The sequence below is a fragment of the Mucilaginibacter angelicae genome, from assembly GCF_042434235.1.
In the GTDB taxonomy this organism is placed as follows: domain Bacteria; phylum Bacteroidota; class Bacteroidia; order Sphingobacteriales; family Sphingobacteriaceae; genus Mucilaginibacter; species Mucilaginibacter angelicae.
Map to the genome: position 1 here is coordinate 497,048 of NZ_JBHLTS010000004.1, position 21,289 is coordinate 518,336.

Genomic DNA, 21,289 nt, shown 5'->3' on the forward strand with positions numbered 1-21,289 from the left:
TGTGCACAGGAAAACCTGTTATCTTTAATACAAATTATAACAACCTAAGAGTGTATTTTTGAATTAGTTATGAGACTATTACGAACTGAAATAACTCCATTTATAGATGATGTCGTATATGTTGATTTAAGAGATCAGCCATTCTTATGGTCTCCCTTTCATTCTCAGCCCACTTTTCATTCACATCCGGAAATGGAACTGGTCTTTATAATCGAAGGATTTGGAAAAAGAATCATCGGTAATAAACTGGAACCTTTCGAATCCGGGGATATGGTATTTGTAGGGCCCAATCTTTCACACGTATGGTTAAGCGATGCCGCATTTTACGAAGAAAATTCCCAACTCCAATCCCGGGTAATTGTGGTATACTTTAATCCAAAAACCTTGATCAATGTATTTGACTCAGTGAAGGAATTTCAAAGCATCCGTGAGATGATTCAGCAGTCATCAAAGGGTATCAGGATATTTGGCGGGACAAGGGATATTATTGCCGATAAACTGATCGAACTATCAGGCAAAACCGGTTATGAGAAGGTAGTTGGGCTGCTTGGAATCATGAACCTTATATCTGTTTCATCAGACAAATACATTATTGATGATGATGAATCCGATAACAGGGATAATTTGAGGCCTGATAAGTTGATTGAAGTCATTAATTTTATCAAAGGGAATCTTCAAAAACAAATTACGCTAACCCAGGTAGCCGAAATAGCCGGCATGACAGAGCAAAGCTTCTGCCGATTTTTCAAAAAGAGGACCAGAAAAAACTATTCACAATATTTGAATGATTTAAGAATTTCCCTGGCTAAAGAATTATTGACCCAAACCGACCAACCGATTAGTGATATAGCCCATCTCTGCGGCTATAATTCCGATTCTCATTTCTGCCGGATATTCAAAGAACATGTTGGAGAAAGTCCGTTTAAATACAAAGCATTTATGCACCCTAACAAATCACCGTACTAATGTCAATTAACAAAAGGAGATGGTTTGATTTCTTCGCAGCAGATCATATTGAACACTCGTCGACCAAATACAGAATGGATTCATAGTTTTTATTTACAGCATGTGACATGGCCATTTCGCATGTTCTGGCTGAAGAATAATATCCATCATATTCGTGCTGTTTTACCTCTTTAGCTTCAGAAAAAGTGGCTGATGCGGTAAGTTCGGGAAACAAAAATCCCCGGTCCCCTGCCATTCCACAACAACCTGTATGCAACGGAACAATAACCTGCCCGGCAAATGTTTCGGCGATTTTTAAAAACTGCCCCTGGGTTTTCAACTTTTGTAAGGTACAAACACTATGTAATACAATTTTTTCCTTTTTTTTAAATGGATATAAAGCGGGTAAAACTAAATCATGCAAATAGTCAATGCTGTCAACGATTTTCAATTGATCGTATTTTTGTTGATTAGGCAGAGACAGCGAAGAACGAAGCTGATGCAACGTAAAAGTACAGGAACTAACATCCGTCACTATCAGGTTTTTGCCGTTATCTGAACTATCCCACAAGCGTTCTACAATTAGATTTGCCGTAAAATTAAAGGCAGGTTTATACCCCTTTGATGAGAAGATCTGGCCGCAACAGCTCCCAAAAACTTTATCACTGATTACAACCTGGATGCCTGCTTTTTTTGAAACACTTAAAAATGTCTCCATTATATTTTTACTGCCTTTAGGCGACGATCCGAGTAACCTGGAGATACAGGTTGGAAAATATACAACCGTTTTAAGATCAGAACTGTATTTCACAACCGGATTCTTCAAAACATCAAGATCAGGCGGGGGCATAATTTGGTCTGTCCACAACGGGAATTCAGAAAAAATGCGACGTATGCCAGTTGTCATTTTCAACATCGTTTTCCGTCCTCCGGCCTTGTTAAAATAATGCCCCAGCTTTAAAGCTAACCTTGCGGACCATTCGACTGCCCGAAAATTCTTCGCCAAAACTACTGCAATAAAATTAGCAGTCGAAGAATGACTTTCTCTCCTTAAGCGCTTCACCAATTCTCCTGTATTTATATCAACCGGACATGCTCCGCTGCACAACCCATCAACAGCACAGGTTTCCATACCATCATATTTAAAATCTTTGACCAGGGTCTGGTACTCGCTTTTTCTATTAGCGTTTTTTAATTGGGCCATTGCCCGTCTAACCACGATCCTCTGTCTTGGCGTTAGTGTTAAAGCCTTACTCGGGCATTTATGCTCGCAAAAGCCGCACTCAATACATTTATCTACTTCTTCTTCAACTACAGGAAGCAACTTAAGGTTCCTGGTATGTGCACTTTCATCTTCATTTATGATCACCCCCGGGTTTAGGAGGTTGAATGGATCGGCGGCAACTTTGATGCGCTTCATAATTTCGTATGCATCTTTTCCCCACTCCGTTTGGACAAAAGGGGCCATATTGCGGCCGGTACCGTGTTCTGCTTTTAATGAACCGTTGTACTTATCAACCACAAGGATAACAACTTCGCGCAAAAACCGATCATATCGTTGTATTTCAGCTTCACCTTCAAATGACTGGCTAATCACAAAGTGAATGTTGCCATCCTTTGCATGTCCAAAAATGATCCCATTTTCATACTGATACTTTTTAAACAGGTCCTGCAGATCAAGTATCGCATTACCAAGTAAAGCCACAGGAAAAACAATATCCTCGAGAATAACAGTGGTACCTTGCGCCCTGACTGCGCCAACTGCCGGGAATAATCCTTTGCGGACTTTCCACAAAAACTCCCTTTGCTTGTAATCAGTACTAAAAACCGGCTCTTTCAAAAAGTATTGAATTGTTGATGACGCGAGAAATCTGGTTACAGAATCATTCAGGCGTTCTAAATCATCATCCTGAAATTCAACCAGCAAGGCTGCTGCATTTTCAGGCAGTGTCCTGATATATGGATCAATCCCTTCCATGTTCTCAACGGAACGAAGCGATGCGCGATCCATTAATTCTACCATTTCCGCACCTGCCAGGGTCAGCGGGACGATTAACTGGCATGCCGCATAAATATCACCGAAGTACAATAAAGCGGTTGACTTGTAAAGCTTGTCAGGTACTGTTTCCAAAACTGCTTCCGAAATAAAAGCCAGGGTCCCCTCACCTCCAACAAGTAAGTGAGCAAAAATATCCAGTGGATGGTTATAATCAATAAAAGCATTTAAGGAATATCCTACCGTGTTTTTTGTTTGATATTTATTTCTGATCAGGTCATGCAATGTATGGTCTGTATTTATTTGCTCCCTGATTTGAAATAATTCATGTGCCAGATTCGGACATTCGATCTCAAAACGATCATAATCTTCAGGGTTTTCGGTCGAAAACGCCCTTCCGGAACTCAATACAAACCTAATATGCCTGGTTGTATGATAAGAATTATGTTTAACCCCACAACACATACCGCTGGCATTATTGGATATTATTCCTCCCATCATGGCGGCGCTGATGCTTGACGGGTCCGGTCCGATTTTACGGCGGAACTTTTGGAGATGAGCGTTTGCCATAGCCCCGGTAATTGCCGGCTGAACACGGATTGAGCTCCCGGCATTTTCTACATGATGACCGGTCCAATGGCTCAAATCCACCAAAATACCATCAGTTACAGACTGCCCGGAGAGGCTTGTACCACCCGCCCTGAAAACCATTGGAATACCCCGTTCGTGGGAAAACATAAAAAGCTTCAGGATTTCTGTCTCGTCAACCGGCTGTACCACTACTTCAGGCAGCAAGTAATAAAATCCCGCATCTGAAGCATATGCAATCCGGTCAATAAGCCTGGATTTTACCCTGTCTTTGCTAAGCAATTCAATTAACGATGTTAAAAAGTCGTTATTTTTCATTTTTAGGATTACGTACAGCTAAAGGTTAATACCGCTTAAAACAGCAGGAGTGAAATTCGGGCAACTACTCAATATCATCTGTTATTTGCCCGGTTATTTTGAAGCTATCCTATTAACATAATCTACGGCAGCTTTTACATCTTTCGTATTGTTTTCCATGTTGTGCTCGCACTCCACTTCTATATATCCTTTAAAACGCTGGCGTTTTAGTTCCTTTACTATCCCTGCAAAATCAATAATTCCGTTACCCGGAATCACGTCGTTATGCGCCTTGTCAACGTCTTTTAGATGCAAACCTATAATATGGCCTTCTAAAATCTTAAGGCATTTAACCGGATCAAGCCCGCTGTTTGTCCAATGTCCGATATCGGCACAAGCACCAATATTAGGATGGCCTTTAGCAATGGCCAGTACCGAATCAGGATGCCAGTAAGGGCTTGGTTTCACATGATCATGGATAGCGATCTTGATATGATAAACACCAGCTAAGCTATCTATCATGTCCCATTGTTTTCGTCCGGGCTCGCACACCAGGTATTGCAGGTTGAGCTCATGGGCCAGTTCAAAATATTTCTTCCAGCCTTCAACATTATCAGCCCCTCCCGCATACATGGATGCCATCACCAGATGCCTGTCGCGAAGCATCGACTTCATTAAAGCGATCTTGCTTTTGTCAAGTCCGTCCATTGTTATATCTCCAAAGCCCTCTCCCAATTTGTGAAAAGAAAACCCTTCTACATATTTTACCCCACAACTATCCGCCATCTCCAGCGATTTTTTAAATGAATGCTGGTTAAATGAATACAATGCAACCCCCATTTTAAAACCTGCAGCCGAAAATTGCTTTACCGGGCTATTTACAACCGGCTTATATCTGAAAGCCATAATAGCTACGCTAAACAGCATTAACAATTGAATAAATTTGATATTTCTTTTCATAATGATAATTTAATAGCTTTCAACAGCCCAACTGCGAGGGAATGTAGTTAGGCTGTTTGTTATTCCTGTTTATTGAAATTTATTTGCCGGGCAACGTAAAGGCAACATAAGCATCACTTGATTTGCCGCCCCATTTTGAACCACCGCAGGCAATTACAATATATTGCTTACCATCAACCTCGTAAACAGCAGGCGTCGCTACTCCGGGAGCAGGGAGATCTGTTTCCCATATAGTTTTACCTGTTTTCTTATTTATCGCCCTGAATTTACCATCCGCCGATGCCCCGATAAAGATCAATCCGCCCGCTGTTACCACAGGCCCTCCGTAATTTTCGCGTCCGGTTGTTGGTATTCCCTTCTTTTTCAACTCTTCAAATTCTCCGAATGGCACCTGCCATTGATATTTTCCGGTATTGAGATCAATTGCGCTTATAGTACCCCAGGGCGGACTTAGCGCAGGATAGCCTTCTTTAGTAAGAAACTTATTGTAACCAGTAAAGCTATATGATGGCCGCGATTTATTAGTGTTTTTAATTGCTGTTCCGGTATATGGGTTCTCCTGTTCAGATTTCAAATTCAAAACAAATGAACCTATAGCCGTTTTTTCGGCTTTACTTAGTTGTGCAAATCCAGGCATCATCCTTCGTCCGGTAGATAAAAGCTCGCTGAACTGGGCGAATTTATATTTCTTCTCTACGCCAATGAGAGAAGGGTAATCGCCGGAACCCAAACGTTCAGGCCCATGACATCCCATGCAATTTTTGTGGTACAGCACTACTCCGGCCTGAAGATTGGACATCGATTTTTTGTTATCTGATTTCTCTTTTACCAGGTTTAATACCCAGGCCATCTCATTTGCATTGACATAAAGGATATTAGTTTCCGGATCAACAGCCGGGCCACCCCATTCGCCCCCACCGTCATATCCCGGTAAAATGATAGTTCCCTTTTCCGTTGGCGGCGTAAAAATCCCCTGTGAACGGTATGTTTTAAAGCGTTTTTTGATATCCTGGTAGGATGAATCGCCAACTACCGTGTTCAAATCCTTTTCGGTCATGAGTTGTCGTACAAAAGGCTTCGGTAATACAGGGAATGGTTGTGTCGGGTTCAGTTTTTCTCCTAAGGCTGCATTATTTGTTGGTACCGGTTTCTCAATTATCGGGAAAAGAGGTTTTCCGGTTACACGATCAAAAACAAAAACGAAACCGGTTTTGGTTGTTTGTACAACGGCGTCTATTTTCTTTCCATTTCTCGGAATGCTGACAAGAACCGGGGCACTGGATATATCCATATCCCAAACATCATGATGCACAGTTTGAAAATGCCATTTCAGTTTTCCTGTAGCCGCGTCCAGCGCCAGCAGACAATTTCCAAACAAGCCCTTTCCCCAGCGATCTCCTCCATAAAAGTCATTAGTAGGGCTGCCCACGCCTGCAAATATAAGGCCCCGCTTACTATCAAGGCTAAATCCCGACCATGCATTAGTTGAGCCCATGCGCTTGTATGCTGTTTTATCATCCCAGGTGGTGTATCCTGCTTCTCCCGGATAAGGAATGGTATGGAAGATCCATTTCTGCTTGCCCGTCCTTACATCAAAACCCCGGATGTGGCCGGGAGTTGTTTCGCTAACCAAACCGCTGGTGATGAACAAATCTTTATAGATAACAACAGGAGAAGTAGGTGAAATAGACACACCTTTCTCATCTCTTCCAAGCCCTTTTCTAAGATCCACGCCGCCATCAATCCCAAAGCCAGGAATCAGTTTTCCTGTTTCCGCGTTAACCGCAAATGCTATCGGGCCAACGGTATATATTATTCTCCTGTCATCTCCATCCGACCAATATGCTACTCCCCTGTTCATATTTACACTGTTTCGGGCCCATGTTTTATTATCACTGGTATCAGCAGGATCAAAATGCCATTTTTCTTTACCGGTCGCAGCATCAACCGCAAAAAGCTTTAACCGCGGTGAAACGCCAAATAAGGTATTATTGACGATGATCGGATTACATTCCATCGGTCCATATTTAGATTGATCCTGATTTTCGGAATGATACACCCAGGCTACTTTTAACTGGTTAACATTTGTAGTATCCACCTGCTTAAGATCCGAATACTTGATATTGTCTCCGCTGCCGCCATAAATTTTCCAATCTCCGTACTTCTTTTGTGCGATATAGCCGGCGGAGGTCAGAATTATCACGGAGGAAATCACCGTGAATAGTAATTTAGTTCTTTTAATAACCATTTTAATGAATATTGCGCCTGCACATTTGTTCAGAGAGGCATTGTTAGTATTGAAATGTCCTATAAGAAAATTTTTAACTGCTCTTTATAATTTCTCAGGCATTTTTACATACCTGCCTTTGCCTGCCCAATCCTTCGATAGATAACTCTACAATATCACCTGATTTGAGGTACTCAGGGGGCTTCATACCTAAACCAACGCCGGGAGGCGTACCTGTGCAGATTAAATCCCCTGCTTCCAATGTCATAAACTGTGATAAATAATGAACCAGGTAATAACAATTGAATACCATAAAACTGCTGTTCCCATTTTGCTTTTCGACACCGTTTACACTAAGCGACATTTTCAGATCATGTACATTCTGAATTTCGTCCTCAGTAAGCAAAAAAGGGCCTAAGGGATTAAAATTATCACATGATTTCCCCTTTGTCCACTGCCCTCCTCTCTCGAGTTGAAACTCCCGTTCAGAAACATCATGTGCAATGCAATAACCTGCGATATATTCCTTCGCCTCATCAATTGATTCGAGATATCGCGCATCCTTTCCGATAACTATGCCCAGTTCTACTTCCCAATCTGTTTTTACACTATTTCTTGGAATAAGAATATGATCATATGGCCCAACAACCGTATTTGCAGCTTTTTGAAAAACAATGGGTTCATTTGGCAAAGGCATCCCGGATTCTGCAGCATGGTCGGAATAATTTAACCCGATGCAAAGCACTTTTCCCGGCCTGGCAACACAAGCTGCCCAACGTTCATTCGCAGCAATTTGCGGAAAGCCGGCGAGATTTAAACTCCTTAAAGATTCGAGTCCGGATTCCTGAAAGAATTCACGATTCCAATCTGTAAAAGCTGATGACAAATCTATCCTGTGATCCTCACCAATTAACACTCCCGGCCTTTCCCGGCCTATTTCACCAAAACGGATAAGTTTCATAAATAACTATTTTTTATATTCAAATGCGGGCATCCCTTTATATCCGCTGTTTTTCCATACAAATAATGAACCCGCCAGCGGCTGTTTGTTTAATTCCTCTGCGGAAAGGTCTTTACGTGCAGTTGTGATATACAAATCCTGCAGGTTTTCTCCGCCAAAAGTGCAGGAGGTAACCTTCGATACCGGCAAAGAAACTGAAAGAAGCTTTTTCCCTGTTTCGGGGTCCCAGCGGCTAACCTGCCAGCCGTCCCAATGGGCTATCCACAACATGCCTTCTCTGTCTATCGTCATTCCGTCAGGAAAACCATCCCTCTGGCTAAACTCAATCACAGTCCTCTTATCGGAGATCGCACCGGAGTGATCATAATTATAGCTTACTACCCTGCGAGTCGTCGAATCGATGAAATAGAAAACACGCTGATCAGGGCTCCATGCCATCCCGTTTGAGATTGTTGTACCTTCAATTTTTCGTGACATGGACAGCCCCTGCCCCACCATATAAACAGTACCGGCAGATGGTGCTTCTGTTAAAGACATCGTCCCCGCCCAAAACCGCCCTGATGGATCACATTTCCCATCGTTAAACCTGTTCCCGGGTAAGTGACGTTCAGGATCTGACGCAATATTAACAAGGCCGGTTTCCCTGTCTATAAAGCCAAATCCATCCTGGAAGGCACCCACAAAGTGACCATCTTCACATACAGAGATAGCCCCTAAAACCCGATTGGTTGTAATCGTTTTCAGGAAACCGGTTACCGGATCAAGCTCGTAAACCTTTCCTTTCAAAATATCAATCCAACAGATTACCTGATTTCTGGCATCCCAAACCGGGCCTTCCCCCAGCAGGCACTTTTGTTCTGATGCAAGCTTTACCATCAGCATTTTTTAACTGTTCAATTTTATAAAACCGCCGTCAATCGGGTAATCGCTTCCGGTTATAAAAGCAGCTTCATCCGAGCAGAGGTAAAGAATCAGGTTTGCGATCTCTTCGGGTTGCCCCATTCTGCCGATCGGCTGTGTTTTCGACAGCTTCTCAAACATTTCCTGTTCCTTTCCGGGATATGTTTTTGCTAAATAACCATCTACAAACGGTGTGTGCACCCTTCCCGGTGATACGCAGTTGCAGCGAATCTTATCCTGCAAATAGTCCTTGGCAACAGACAAGGTCATTCCCACCACAGCAGCTTTTGAAGTAGTATAAGCAAACCTGTCGGCTAAACCTACCGATGAAGCAACTGAAGCAAGATTACAAATAACCCCTCCCTTGATTTTCATCAATGGCAGTACAGCATAAAGGCAGTTATAAACCCCTTTGACATTTACAGCCATAACTTTATCGAAGTTTTCTTCGCATGTCATGTGAGCTTTGCCAATATGTGCGATCCCTGCATTATTAACAAGGATGTCGATTGAACCGAAATGACTGTAAATTTGATTCACGACATTGCTGACTTCCGATTGCCTGGTTACATCGCATTTAAAAAAAACAGCATGGCCCCCATTAATCTGAATATCTTTGGCTGTTTTATTTCCACCGGCCTCGTCCATATCCAGAATGTAAACTACCGCACCCTGTTTGGCAAACAGAAATGCTACCGCCTTTCCGATTCCACTTCCGCCGCCGGTTATCAGGGCTATTTTTTTTGTTAAATCAAGCATCTTTCAATTCCTATTTGTTAATTATTATATAACTATTTCGTCCCTGACTATTCAGGCGAAACGCTTACAGAAGTCCAGCCGCCGTCAATAATCAGGTTTTGACCTGTAATGTGTTTCGCTTTATCAGAAACCAGGAATAAAGCGGCACCGGCAATATCCGATACTGACGCAGGCCTGCCCATGGGGGTAATCCGTGACCAGGTATTCTGGTAATCCGGATCCTCCAATGTACGCTCTGTTAAAGTGGCGCCCGGAGCAATGGTATTTACATTGATCCGGTACTGAGAAAGTTCAATTACAAGGTTTTTTGCCAGCATTTCCAAAGCGGCCTTGCTCATTCCGTAAGCCGCCAGGTTTTTATGCGCCTGATGACCTGTTACTGAGGACGTAAACAAGATAGACCCTCCAGATTGCTGGAGCCTCATTTGAACAGCCGCTGCCTGTGCCAGAAAAAATGATCCGGCAAGATTGACCTGCATAATCTTAAAAAATGACTCCGGCGGATAGGTAAAGAAATCTCCAAACAAAGTAATACCTGCATTAGCTATAACAATGTCAACCCTGCCGAATTTCTCAATGGCAAAGGCAACCATTTTCCTGATAAAGGCTATATCACCCGAGTCGCCTGCCATCCCGGTGCAACTGCCTTCGTTCAGTTTATTAATTTCGGCCACCGCTGAGTTTGTTAACTCAGGATCAAGGTCATTTAAGATTATTTTTGAGCCCTCCGATGCAAGCTCCTTACATATTTCAAATCCAATTCCCTGACCTGCCCCGGTAACAATCGCTACTTTATTTTTGAATGACATATTAAAATATAATTCTTTCTGTTCAATACGTTTAAAATCCAGCCTATAATCAATGCGAGTCGCGCATTATCTCACTTCCCGATTTGCCCCTCAAAAAATCCAGATCCGCTCCTAAATCAGCTTGTTGAACATGATTGACATATAGATTTACATAACCTCTCCCGACGGATGTCCCAGGCGGGATAAACTGAGATTTCCGGTCTGCAAATTCCTGATCAGAAAGCGCTGCATTAATTGATCGGTTTGGAACATCGAGTGTTATCAGATCTCCGGTTCTGATAACGGCAAAATTATTACCCGTTGCGGCTTCGGGCGACACATGAAGAACAACTGTTCCGAACCCTGTACCACTCATCCTGCCGTCAGATATGCGTATCATATCTTTTACCCCTTTTTGAATTAATTTCTTGGGCAGGCTCATGTTGCCAACTTCAGGCATTCCCGGATATCCTTTAGGGCCAACATTTTTCAAAACCAGAACAGACGATTCGTCAACTTCTAAATCATCGCTGTCTATCCGGGCATGATAATCTTCAATACTTTCAAATACAACGGCTTTACCAGTATGCTGCATTAAGTGGGCACTCGCGGCAGAAGGCTTGATCACCGCGCCGTTTTCGCACAGGTTACCTGAAAGAACAGCGAGCCCGGTTAAATTATTAAACGGATTTTCAGTTGTTGTAATGACATCTGAATTATAGCATACTGCATTTGCATAGTTTTGCTGAATAGTTTTGCCATTAACCGTAATACATTCTCTATGCAATAAATGATCGAGATGTTTAATTACCACCTGCAGACCTCCGGCGTAATAAAGATCCTCCATGAAATACTTTCCTGATGGCTGTAAATTTGCGATAAGCGGGATCTCCGATGACAAACTGTCAAAATCATTTAATTTCAAAGGAACACCAATGCGCCCTGCAATGGCTAAAAGATGTATAACGAAATTGGTTGAACCACCAATAGCGGCATTCACCCTGATTGCGTTTTCAAATGCATGCCTTGTAAGTATATCAGACGGCTTAAGGTCTTCTTTTACCATATCTACAATCCTGAGACCGGAAAGCTGCGCAAGCACTTTCCGCCTGGAGTCGGCGGCAGGGATCGCCGCATTGTTGGGTAATGAAAGACCGAGGGATTCAACCATACAAGCCATAGATGAAGCAGTACCCATTACAGCACAGTGGCCCTGGCTCCTGCACATAGATGCTTCAATACTTAAAAGTTCATCTTCTTCGATAATCTCGCCCCGCAGATCTGAGAAAAAACGCCAGATATCGCTTGTACCAATACTATTGCCTTTGTGTCGCCCGGTCAGCATAGCCCCACCGGATACCACAATTGTCGGAATATTTACGCTGCAGGCACCCATTACCAGAGAAGGCGTTGTTTTATCACAACCGCACAACAATACAACACCATCCAAAGGGTTGGCCCTGATGCTTTCTTCCACGTCCATGCTTGCAAGGTTCCGGAAAAGCATGGCCGTTGGTTTCATCAACGTTTCGCCCAACGACATTACCGGAAACTCAACCGGAAACCCGCCGGCTTCCAAAACGCCTTTTTTAACAGATTCCGCAAGGTCCCTGAAATGTGCATTACATGGGGTTAGCTCACTCCAGGTGTTGCAAATTCCAATGATAGGTTTGTTATTAAATTCATATTCAGGTATGCCCTGGTTTTTCATCCAGGCCCTGTATATAAACCCGTCCTTGCCCCGGCGTCCAAACCAGTCACTGCTTCTTAATTTTTTATTTTCCATAATTTAAAATCGGAATGCGTTTTATTGATAGGTTTCAATAACGCTTTCCAGGTTTATCTTGAGATGAAATATAGCCTTTGAAAATATCGCGGGATTATAACTTTTTATTAATACACATCATGCAGAAAAAGGTTCCGTAACCAAACTTTATATTAATACCCGACAAAGTTTAATAAAGTATTCTTCTGTCCGAACTTCTCCTGTTTAATGATTGGCTTTCAAAATTAGTGACAGGTATGCATGCAAAAAAACACTTGATTTGCTACTTCTGATACAATATTTACACATCAGGCACAAAGCAAATTAATTACATGCAGTTACCACATTATTTCGGACACGCCTGGATGAACTTTCAAAATACGGAGTCCGATCTCATTATAACTTGCTTACCTCTTTATGATAATATCTTATTTCACCAATAACTGATACCAGGTTGCTCGGCTTTTCTTCAGCATCACGTTCAATCATCAGGTAACCTTTATAATTTTGACGTTTTAATTCTCTGAATACGGCCGGGAAATCGATGATACCCGTACCGATGGGAACATCTTTAAGCTCAGGATGATTTTTCATGGCAATATCCTTCAGATGTATCCCAATGATATGCCCTTGTAACTTTTTCAAACCTTCTACCACGTCGATACCGCTTTTCGGCCAATGTCCCAAATCCGGACATGCTCCAAAATTAGGGTGATTTTTTATGGCGGCCAAAACGGAATCAGGACTCCAATATGCACTAACTCCCTTCCAGTGATTATGGATGGCCACTTTTAATTTATAAACACCCGCAAGGCTATCCACCATATTCCACATTTTAACATCCGGTTCGGCGGTAACATATTCAACGTTTAACCGCTTTGCCATTTGAAATTGCTTTTCCCATTCTGCTGCATTATTGCCTCCGGTAAGAAAAATGGAAGTCATCCTGATTTTTTTATCAACAAGGTATTTTTTTATCTTATCTGCTCCGGCCGGTGAAAGCTGCATAATCATTGAATCCCTTAACTCCGGACCTGCTCCTGCAAACGAAAACCCTTCTACATATTTAATACCTGCACTGTCAGCAAGCTCCAATTGCTTCGGAAAGGAAAAAGTATGAAAGGCGTATAAAGCAATCCCTAACTTCCAGTTAGGGCGTCCATTTTCACGATGTACCTTTTTTGCTTGTTTTGAAGGATTTGTATTAGATTCAGACACATTGGATCCTGGTACAATCCTGTTTTCTGCCTGAACTGAAAGGCCAATAAAAATAAACGAAGATAAAATAAATATAGATAATCTACTCATTATTAATATAATTACAGCAATAATTGATTGTTCAAATATAACAGGGGACATAAATCTAAAAAAACACATCATTTGCTATTTCTGATACAATATTTACATTTACACCAATTGTTGTCACAAAAAACAAATGAAGAAGATCTTACGTGAGCTTAGCAAACCAAAAAATTCAAGTTATATCGTTAAAGAAGAAATTGCGGCACAATTTGCAGCGCCGTTTCATTTTCATCAGGGGTATGAATTTACTTACATTGTTAAAGGACACGGAAAATTTTATGGAGGGGACAGCATACTGAATTTTACGGAAGGTGACCTATATCTTTTTGGAATAGGTTTTCCTCATTATTTTATAAATGATAAATCTTTCTTAAAATCAGGAGAGCTCGCCCATTCTATTGTCATTCAGTTTGGCGATGATTTTTTGGGCGGGAACTTCTACCTCCAACCCGAATTTCTGCCCGTAAAAGCCTTGCTTAAAACCGCCCACCTCGGAATTAAAGTAACACCTCCCAATGATCAGTTGAAAAAAATGATGCTTGATGCCCCAAAAAGCTTCGGCTTAAAGGGCTTGATTAATTTACTTGGAATATTGGATGCCGTAGCCACTTTAAAAGATGATGAAACAATCACAATCAGCACCGACATTTTTGAAAACTCGTTGATCACTCAAAAAAAAGAGCACAAGTTAGACGACGTTTACAGGTATGTTCTGGAAAATTTCAAAGAACAGATCACTAATCAAAAAGCGGCATCGCTTGCATTTATGAATGAGTCGGCTTTTTGCAGGTATTTTAAACGCCGCACCAATAAAACCCTTTCGCAGTTTGTTACCCACGTACGCGTTACCCATGCCATGCACCTGCTGGCGGAAGAAGACATGAGTATCTCCAAAGTTTGTTTCGAATGCGGGTTCGCCAATCTATCTTATTTTAACAGGCAATTCAAAGCTGTTACAGGCAAAACTCCATATACCTACCGGAAAGAGTTTTCCTGAAACTATTAAATTGATAAGATCTAACGCTGAGATAGTTTTGCCTCATTTACCGGGAACAGCTATTCATTGAAAGCTTATATTGAACCGGACTTTGGCCAGATTGTTCCTTAAATACATAACAAAAATGAGAGCTGGTCCGGAAGCCGCAGAGGTAAGCAATATCGTTTACAGGCTTATCTGTTTGGATTAATAACTCTTTCGCGTGAGCGATCCTAAGCTCACTTATAAACTGGGAAAAGTTTTTCTTAACTTTCTTTTTAAAAAACCGGCAAAAACTTGGCTCGGTCATGCAGGCAATATCTGCAACCTGTTGCAAGGAAATTTGCCGGTGCAGGTTATCCTTTATAAATTTAATCACGTTATTTAGCCGGTCCGGATAAAATTCGTCGTATTGATCCAATTCCTCGTTTGCAATAAAACTTTTTTCCGCTGAGGTAGAGATCAGGTTCATCATATGAATAACCCCCTCAACTTTTTTAAACCCTTCTGAATTTGAAAGTTCGCTCAATTGATCTGCAATCAGGTCTCTGGTCTTGCCAAATATCCTGATACCTTTTGAAGACTGGCGAATCATCTCCCGTATTGGGCCAAACGCTTTAACCGAATCAAATATTTGAATGAAAACCCGGGGGTTAAAATAGGTAACAATTACTTTTGATTGTAAACAGGAATCCTTCTCGTAAAAAACCGGGTCGCTTAACCATACATGCGGTACTTTTGAACCGATAAAGACCATATCGCCCGCCTCAAAAGGCTCAACACTGTTACCTATAATACGTTTTCCGAACCCTTCAATAACAAACACCAGCTCCAATTCGGGATGTGCATGGAAAGAGGGCCGCGAATGAAAAGGAGACGATAAAAAAGGCTGGCTCCTTAACTCAAGCTTCATCAGATCGTCTATCAAAGGAGTCGACTCCATTTTCAATAATCTCATCACATTAGGCTGTTTAAATCAAAAAAAGGGCGCTGGATGCAAAATATAATTGGTACTGATGCAGCCAAATCACTGTAAAGACCTTTCAGGAAGCCGTTGGGAGTAAGAAAAAAATAAAAAAATTGATCACTATGGTGAGATTTTCCTTTTACCGACAAACACAGCTATTAAAAGGAATAAGCGATTAAATTGCTCAATAAAAACAATGATCTGCGAGGCGATCAGGGCTATTAAAAGTGGTGTCTCTGGCTACCTTATTAAAGGCAAGGAAAACGATATCCTCTTACCCATGTTTGAGGAATCCAATGCCTGTAAACATTACGAATCATTTGTAAGAAGCTGTTTAAATTTGATGAGTATCGTTTACAGGTAGATAAAACTTCATTGCCGTTGGTTTTAACCAACGGAATAATGAGTAGCTATAAGAGGGCTTCAGCCCAAATCCGCTTGCATAATTGGGCTAAAGCCAAGACTTTTCAGCTTTTTTACCGTTGGTTAAAACCAACGGCAATGAATATTTTGCATTTTTAAACAGCCTTTAAGAAATGAATATCAAAAAGTTACGTTAATCCCAAGACTATAGATTTTTTGTTGCGGATAGAAGTATCCGTTACCATCAGTCCCTTCGGGGTCGTAGTCCTTGAGCGGGGTAAATGTGAGCAGGTTAAATCCGCTCGCATAAATCCTTACGGCACTCAAATTAACCTTTGAAACAATACTTCGCGGGAGATTATAACCGACCTGTGCATTTTTAAGCCTTAAAAATGAGGTGTTTCTCAACCAAAAGGTATTCTGGTATGATGCATAGGTCGTACTCGACCTATCTGTTACCCTTGGGTAGGTCCCGTTAGTATTGTCGGGCCTCCACCTGTTATCGGCCCAGGAACTTGGAAAATTTCCAATTGTACCGGCATCGGGCAAGAGATATTGCGTAGCCCGTGCCTGGCCGGCAAACATAAAAGTAAAATCGAATTGTTTCCAGCCAAGTCCGGCATTTATACCGTAAACGATCTGGGGTACATCAGAAAGAGCATTCCGCACTCTGTCAGAAGCGTTAATTTTCCCGTCTTTGTTGTAGTCGGCGAATTTCAGGTCGCCGGGTATTGTACCGGGCAAGTGCGGATAATTGTCAATCTCTGCCTGCGTTTTAAAAATACCGGCAGCCTGATAGAGCAGCAAAGCTCCAATTGGCGAGCCCGTAGTGCGCTGATAAGACAATGTATTCGGCGCCTCATCTAAAAAAAGCACTTTGTTTTTTGCATAAGTAATATTACCGCCTATGCTTATTGAAAATTCACCAATTTTTTCGGAATAACTTAATTCAGCTTCAAACCCTTTGTTTTCAACAGCTCCGATATTCTCGTCGGGTATCTGATCGCTGCTTATGCCGCTTAAAGCAGGGATACTGGCATTACGCTGAGTAAGGATATTGGATCTTTTTTCCAGGAAAAAATTGAATACAAATGCAAAATTCCTGAACAGGGCCCCATCTAAACCAACGTTATATTTTTTAACAACTTCCCATGTAATATTGGGGTTGGCCAGTTTATTGATTCCGATGCCGGAGGCATTACTTGCAGGGTTTCCCGTTGCAAAAACGTCATTTTGCAATACAAACTGATCTAAATACTGATAGGCGGCAACCTTATCATTTCCTAATTGACCGTAAGAAAACCTCAGTTTTAAGTTATCAATAAAGGATAAGTGCTTTATAGCCGGTTCTTCAGAAAGCCGCCAGCCCAGTGAGATACCGGGAAACAGGCCAAATCTGTGTCCAGCCGGAAAAATGCTCGACCCATCATAACGCAATTGCAGCTCTGCAAGATATTTTTTCTTATAGCTATAATTTGCCCTTCCAAAAATATTTTGCCGGGCCGTTCGGAAACTTGACCCGCTATTTCCATAGTCTGTCGGTAACGCCCCCCCCTGGCTTAGCTCAGGAAGATCTGTAGAAAGAAAATTTGACCGTGAAGCAGAAAAGAAAGCATCATTCAATTCACTTTGTTCATAAGCTACAAAAGCAGCAAAATTATGCTCCCCGATCTGAATTTTATAATTCAGCTTAACATTGGCGGTAATTAAAGAGATATTTTCTTCTGCCTGGCTTAAATTCGGCTTGTCCGGGCCTGCCTTAATCTCATTGTAGGCATTTGTGTTCTTATTGTACTGATAAGTAATATATGGTTTTGAAAAACCTTTTCCATTATTAAATTGCTGATCTACAGCAAAGAACCCATCCAAAGACAATCCCTGAACCGGTAACTGGTAACTTCCGGTTAGTGTACCATTATAATAGGAGGCTGAACTATTGTAATCTCCAACGATATTACCATTTACCATAACTGCCGGGTTCCTGCCGTCGCTATTACCTGATGAGACCAAACCATTGGGGTAATAAACAGGTGTAATCGGATAGGTCAGGTATAAAGATTGAAATATGTCCCTCGCACCAATTCCTTGTGGGGTAAGCCGATCTTCTTTCCTTCCCGATAATCCAATCGCGAGTTTCAGACGTTCATTCACCTTAACACCAATATTAGCCAAAACATTGAACTGATCATACCTCGTTGTTCCATTTTTGTATATGGCGTTCTGATAAGTTTTGCCTAATGACACATAATAATCGGCAGATTCAGCCCCTCCCCTCAGGGAAAGGTTATGTTTATTCTGTATTGAATAATCTTTCAATACAGATTTGAGCCAGTTTACATTGGGGTAATTTAATGGGTCAGCACCATTCCTGAACTTTTCAAGTTCTGCGGTTGAATATCGCTGGTTCAATCCTAAGGCAGGGTTCTGATAATATAAAATTTCATTTTGAATGCTGGCAAACGTGGCTGCATCAGCCATTTTCGGCAAAAAAGTAGGCATTACGGCCCCCTGGCTAAATGAATACTTCAATTCTGGCTTATTTATCCTGCCCTTTTTTGTAGTAACTATAATAACTCCATTTGCCGCCTGTGCACCATAAATTGCTGCTGAGGCATCTTTAAGGACTGACACACTTTCTATATCCTGCGGATCTATTCTTTCTAACCCACCCAACCTGTTCGCCACTCCGTCAATAACTACCAGGGGGCTGTTGTCGCCTATAGTACTCTTCCCTCGTATTAAGATGGAAGATCCATCATACCCGGGTTCCCCGGATGAATTCGAGGCAATGATTCCAGGGACCCTGCCTGCAAAAGAATTGGAAAGATTTGGTTGCGGCGTTTTGGCAAGCTCAATTCCTTTAACCGATTCTACCGATCCTGTCAGTGTCTCTTTCCGTTGAGTTCCATAACCAACAACAACTATTTCGCGTAAGCTCAAACTTTCATCTGCCAGGAGCTTTATTTTCAAAAAGGATTTCTTGTTTAACGGAACTTCCTGAACTTTATATCCTACATCGGAAATTACCAGGACGGCATTCCCGTTAACGCCAGGCAAAAAGAATTCACCATTCTGATCGGTAACGGTAGCTTTACTACTACCTTTAATTTTTATGCTGGCGCCAGGAAGTGCCTTATACATTGAATCAACAAGTTCCCCACGCACATCAATAGCCAACTCCTGTTTCTTTGTAAGATCAGGCGGATGGATTTCTTTTTCGGCTATAACAATCGTTTTTCCCTCTATAGAATAAGTTAGACCGGTACCTTTTAATGCTGCATCTAAAACATCGCGCAACGATGTATTTTTAAAGTCGACATTAACTTTTTGGGCATTTTTGATTTTAGTAGTCGAAATAAGCAAATCGTAACCTGTTTGTTTCCGGATTTGACGAAATAACTTATCAAGCGTCACCTCATTTCCCTTAAAAGATATGGTCTGTCCAAATGAATAAGTACCAACAAGCATCAGGAGCAGAGCTAATAGAAATGCGGTTAGTTTCATAATCAGGACTAATTTCCGAGAGAGGCGACTTGTACCGCCCAAAAATCAACATTAATTTATACGCTTTATATTAGCAATCCGGTTTTACAATATCCTTTAATTAGTGTAGCTTTTAATTTTAATAACTCTTCCATCAATCAGAAATTTCACCTTTTTGGTTCTTTCCAACATATTTAATACTTTTGAAATACTCTCAAATTTGCTTATCGTACCAAAAAAGACAATGCTTTTTATTGCAGGATCCTCGTATCGTACCTCGATATCATACCATCGGGATATTTTGATCATCACTTCTTCCAACGTTTCATAGTTGAACATAAAATATCCGTTTTTCCATGCTACTGCGTCATCAACATCAACATCTTTTACATTAATCCCGTTTCCGGAAAAAGATGCCTGTTGCCCCGGATTTAATTGCCTTGTTACCCCGGTTTTCAGAGAAGACACTTTAACAGCGCCTTCAAGTAAAGTTGTTTTGATCCCGTGCCCATCTGAGTAGTTGGTTATGTTAAAATGCGTGCCCAACACTTCAACCGTTTGATCTCCTCCTGTTACCAAAAACGGATGCAATTTATCCCTGGTAACTTCAAAATAGGCCTCGCCTTTTAATTCAACGGTCCTGGTAGCTAAACCATGGAAGTTTGGCAGAAATTTGAGTGATGTTGCTGCGTTGATCATTATTCGGCTGCCATCTGATAAAACTATTTGATATTGCCCCCCGTTCGGGGTGCTGATTGTCTCATATCCACTTCCTATATTACCTCTGACAGGGGTACCATCTTCATAGGCTATTTGAGTTGCCTGAATAACAATTCCTTTTTTTGCTCCTGAAAGCTGAATTATTTCCCCACTCGCCAGGGTTAAAGCTGCTGTATTTTTACCCGGTAATATGGCATTTGTATAATTAGCAGGTTTCTTTATTTCAGTACCTGATTTTTTAAATACATAGAACATAGCACTCAAAGCCAGGATTATGCAGGCGGCGGCCACAAGTTTGGGCCACATCTGCCGCTTTTGGCTTTCCCGTGGCAATTCATTGAATATTGCTGCCAAATCACCGGAAATATCCTCTTTAGACAGTTCATCCGTATGCCTGGCATTTTCAAATAAATAAGCGGATTCTACTAATGCCTTTTCTTCTTCGGTACATTTTCCCTCAGCATATTTGATCAATAAAACCCGAATTCCTTTTTCTTCCATAATGACAGAATTAAAAAAGCCGTACTAACAGCACAAACCTGATAGATCCACGGACTATTGATTTCTATAATAAATACCTGGCTAAAAGCATCATAAGAACCATTGGAGTAAGCTTTCCCCTAAGAATTTTTAAAGCATGATGAATATGGGCCTTTACAGTTGTTTCAGCAATACCTAAATATTGAGAAATCATTTTATGACTCATATAATTTTTTCTGCTCAATAAAAAAACCTCTCTCATTTTTTCGGGCAAAGTATTAACTTCCTGTTCAATCATTTCTGCCAGCTGTTTGGTTCTGATCAAATGATCTGTAATTTGATTGCCTGCTTCATGAACCTCCTGAATCTTATCTATGTAAACGGACCGGACTTTTTTATAAGCATATAATTTAAGGACCCGGTTTTGGATAGCCTGGTATAGATATCCGGCAAGATTTATTTCCAGTGAAATACTTTCACGATTTATCCATAGTGTTGTAAATAACTCCTGAATAATGTCTTTAACCTCTTCCCTGTTGCGTAATTTATTGTAGGCATGCAAATATAGCACGCCGCTATAGCGGCTATATATTTCCGTATAGGCATCGTGGTCCCCTTGTCTGAATAGCTCAATCAACTCCCGGTCAGAAATCTTTTTCACAAGGGTCATAATCCATTATATGGTGCAACAAACGATCAATTCAAACTTAAAATAAATACTAAATATCAGGTTTAAAATCGCATATCAAAATAATCTGCTAATTTACTTAAATTAGAGATCAATCTGATATTATTGATAGTCCTTAGTTATC

The 21,289-nt window shown here is 41.3% G+C and carries 15 protein-coding genes; 2 read left to right on the plus strand and 13 right to left on the minus strand.

The genetic code is table 11. From position 1 onward, the window contains the following. Positions 1 to 69: 69 nt before the first annotated feature. Positions 70 to 966, plus strand: coding sequence for an AraC family transcriptional regulator (locus ACFFGT_RS02110; RefSeq protein WP_377020843.1), 897 nt, complete (start codon positions 70 to 72; stop codon positions 964 to 966). A 43-nt stretch (positions 967 to 1,009) separates the two neighbouring features. On the opposite strand, the gene ACFFGT_RS02115 is transcribed toward ACFFGT_RS02110, so the two are convergent. The 9 genes from ACFFGT_RS02115 to ACFFGT_RS02155 form a co-directional block, all read right to left on the minus strand. Further along, positions 1,010 to 3,847, minus strand: coding sequence for an FAD-binding and (Fe-S)-binding domain-containing protein (locus ACFFGT_RS02115; RefSeq protein ID WP_377020844.1), 2,838 nt, complete (start codon positions 3,845 to 3,847; stop codon positions 1,010 to 1,012). A gap of 93 nt (positions 3,848 to 3,940) precedes the next feature. Then, the gene (locus tag ACFFGT_RS02120) at positions 3,941 to 4,786 is read right to left on the minus strand and encodes a sugar phosphate isomerase/epimerase family protein (protein WP_377020845.1); all 846 of its coding nucleotides are present in this window, start codon (positions 4,784 to 4,786) and stop codon (positions 3,941 to 3,943) included. Positions 4,787 to 4,865: 79 nt separating this feature from the next. Further along, a complete protein-coding gene (locus ACFFGT_RS02125) occupies positions 4,866 to 6,989 on the minus strand; it encodes an outer membrane protein assembly factor BamB family protein (RefSeq protein ID WP_377020846.1) in 2,124 nt (707 codons plus the stop codon). Positions 6,990 to 7,128: 139 nt separating this feature from the next. Continuing rightward, positions 7,129 to 7,974 (minus strand): fumarylacetoacetate hydrolase family protein, encoded by an 846-nt coding sequence (locus ACFFGT_RS02130; RefSeq protein WP_377020847.1) that lies wholly within the window; start codon positions 7,972 to 7,974, stop codon positions 7,129 to 7,131. A 6-nt stretch (positions 7,975 to 7,980) separates the two neighbouring features. Beyond that, positions 7,981 to 8,850, minus strand: a complete 870-nt coding sequence (locus tag ACFFGT_RS02135) for an SMP-30/gluconolactonase/LRE family protein (protein ID WP_377020848.1) — start codon at positions 8,848 to 8,850, stop codon at positions 7,981 to 7,983. A gap of 9 nt (positions 8,851 to 8,859) precedes the next feature. Beyond that, positions 8,860 to 9,633: an SDR family NAD(P)-dependent oxidoreductase gene (locus ACFFGT_RS02140; RefSeq protein ID WP_377020849.1), complete on the minus strand. Its 774-nt coding sequence runs from the start codon at positions 9,631 to 9,633 to the stop codon at positions 8,860 to 8,862. Between the two features lie 47 nt (positions 9,634 to 9,680). Beyond that, positions 9,681 to 10,442: an SDR family NAD(P)-dependent oxidoreductase gene (locus ACFFGT_RS02145; RefSeq protein ID WP_377020850.1), complete on the minus strand. Its 762-nt coding sequence runs from the start codon at positions 10,440 to 10,442 to the stop codon at positions 9,681 to 9,683. 49 nt (positions 10,443 to 10,491) lie between these two features. Next, entirely contained in the window at positions 10,492 to 12,207 is a 1,716-nt protein-coding gene (locus ACFFGT_RS02150) for an IlvD/Edd family dehydratase (protein ID WP_377020851.1), read from the minus strand. Between the two features lie 375 nt (positions 12,208 to 12,582). Further along, complete coding sequence (locus ACFFGT_RS02155; protein WP_377020852.1) at positions 12,583 to 13,566, minus strand: sugar phosphate isomerase/epimerase family protein; 984 nt, start codon at positions 13,564 to 13,566, stop codon at positions 12,583 to 12,585. 55 nt (positions 13,567 to 13,621) lie between these two features. Between ACFFGT_RS02155 and ACFFGT_RS02160 the strand changes: the two genes are divergently transcribed. After that, positions 13,622 to 14,485, plus strand: coding sequence for a helix-turn-helix domain-containing protein (locus tag ACFFGT_RS02160; protein WP_377020853.1), 864 nt, complete (start codon positions 13,622 to 13,624; stop codon positions 14,483 to 14,485). Between the two features lie 46 nt (positions 14,486 to 14,531). Here ACFFGT_RS02160 and ACFFGT_RS02165 read toward each other — a convergent pair whose 3' ends face one another. The 4 genes from ACFFGT_RS02165 to ACFFGT_RS02180 form a co-directional block, all read right to left on the minus strand. Continuing rightward, complete coding sequence (locus ACFFGT_RS02165) at positions 14,532 to 15,422, minus strand: AraC family transcriptional regulator (RefSeq protein ID WP_377020854.1); 891 nt, start codon at positions 15,420 to 15,422, stop codon at positions 14,532 to 14,534. Positions 15,423 to 15,974: 552 nt separating this feature from the next. After that, positions 15,975 to 19,298, minus strand: coding sequence for a TonB-dependent receptor (locus ACFFGT_RS02170; RefSeq protein WP_377020855.1), 3,324 nt, complete (start codon positions 19,296 to 19,298; stop codon positions 15,975 to 15,977). 96 nt (positions 19,299 to 19,394) lie between these two features. Beyond that, on the minus strand, positions 19,395 to 20,498 hold the full coding sequence (locus tag ACFFGT_RS02175) for a FecR family protein (protein ID WP_377020856.1): 1,104 nt from the start codon (positions 20,496 to 20,498) through the stop codon (positions 19,395 to 19,397). A gap of 64 nt (positions 20,499 to 20,562) precedes the next feature. Next, the gene (locus ACFFGT_RS02180) at positions 20,563 to 21,147 is read right to left on the minus strand and encodes an RNA polymerase sigma factor (protein WP_377020857.1); all 585 of its coding nucleotides are present in this window, start codon (positions 21,145 to 21,147) and stop codon (positions 20,563 to 20,565) included. Positions 21,148 to 21,289: the final 142 nt, after the last annotated feature.

Bases quoted from the DNA above. Each gene is read 5' to 3' on its own strand.
- ACFFGT_RS02110 (WP_377020843.1), top strand. From the start codon at position 70: ATGAGACTATTACGAACTGAAATAACTCCATTTATAGATGATGTCGTA.
- ACFFGT_RS02115 (WP_377020844.1), bottom strand. From the start codon at position 3,847: ATGAAAAATAACGACTTTTTAACATCGTTAATTGAATTGCTTAGCAAA.
- ACFFGT_RS02120 (WP_377020845.1), bottom strand. From the start codon at position 4,786: ATGAAAAGAAATATCAAATTTATTCAATTGTTAATGCTGTTTAGCGTA.
- ACFFGT_RS02130 (WP_377020847.1), bottom strand. From the start codon at position 7,974: ATGAAACTTATCCGTTTTGGTGAAATAGGCCGGGAAAGGCCGGGAGTG.
- ACFFGT_RS02135 (WP_377020848.1), bottom strand. From the start codon at position 8,850: ATGGTAAAGCTTGCATCAGAACAAAAGTGCCTGCTGGGGGAAGGCCCG.
- ACFFGT_RS02140 (WP_377020849.1), bottom strand. From the start codon at position 9,633: ATGCTTGATTTAACAAAAAAAATAGCCCTGATAACCGGCGGCGGAAGT.
- ACFFGT_RS02145 (WP_377020850.1), bottom strand. From the start codon at position 10,442: ATGTCATTCAAAAATAAAGTAGCGATTGTTACCGGGGCAGGTCAGGGA.
- ACFFGT_RS02150 (WP_377020851.1), bottom strand. From the start codon at position 12,207: ATGGAAAATAAAAAATTAAGAAGCAGTGACTGGTTTGGACGCCGGGGC.
- ACFFGT_RS02155 (WP_377020852.1), bottom strand. From the start codon at position 13,566: ATGATGTGTTTTTTTAGATTTATGTCCCCTGTTATATTTGAACAATCA.
- ACFFGT_RS02160 (WP_377020853.1), top strand. From the start codon at position 13,622: ATGAAGAAGATCTTACGTGAGCTTAGCAAACCAAAAAATTCAAGTTAT.
- ACFFGT_RS02165 (WP_377020854.1), bottom strand. From the start codon at position 15,422: ATGAGATTATTGAAAATGGAGTCGACTCCTTTGATAGACGATCTGATG.
- ACFFGT_RS02170 (WP_377020855.1), bottom strand. From the start codon at position 19,298: ATGAAACTAACCGCATTTCTATTAGCTCTGCTCCTGATGCTTGTTGGT.
- ACFFGT_RS02175 (WP_377020856.1), bottom strand. From the start codon at position 20,498: ATGGAAGAAAAAGGAATTCGGGTTTTATTGATCAAATATGCTGAGGGA.
- ACFFGT_RS02180 (WP_377020857.1), bottom strand. From the start codon at position 21,147: ATGACCCTTGTGAAAAAGATTTCTGACCGGGAGTTGATTGAGCTATTC.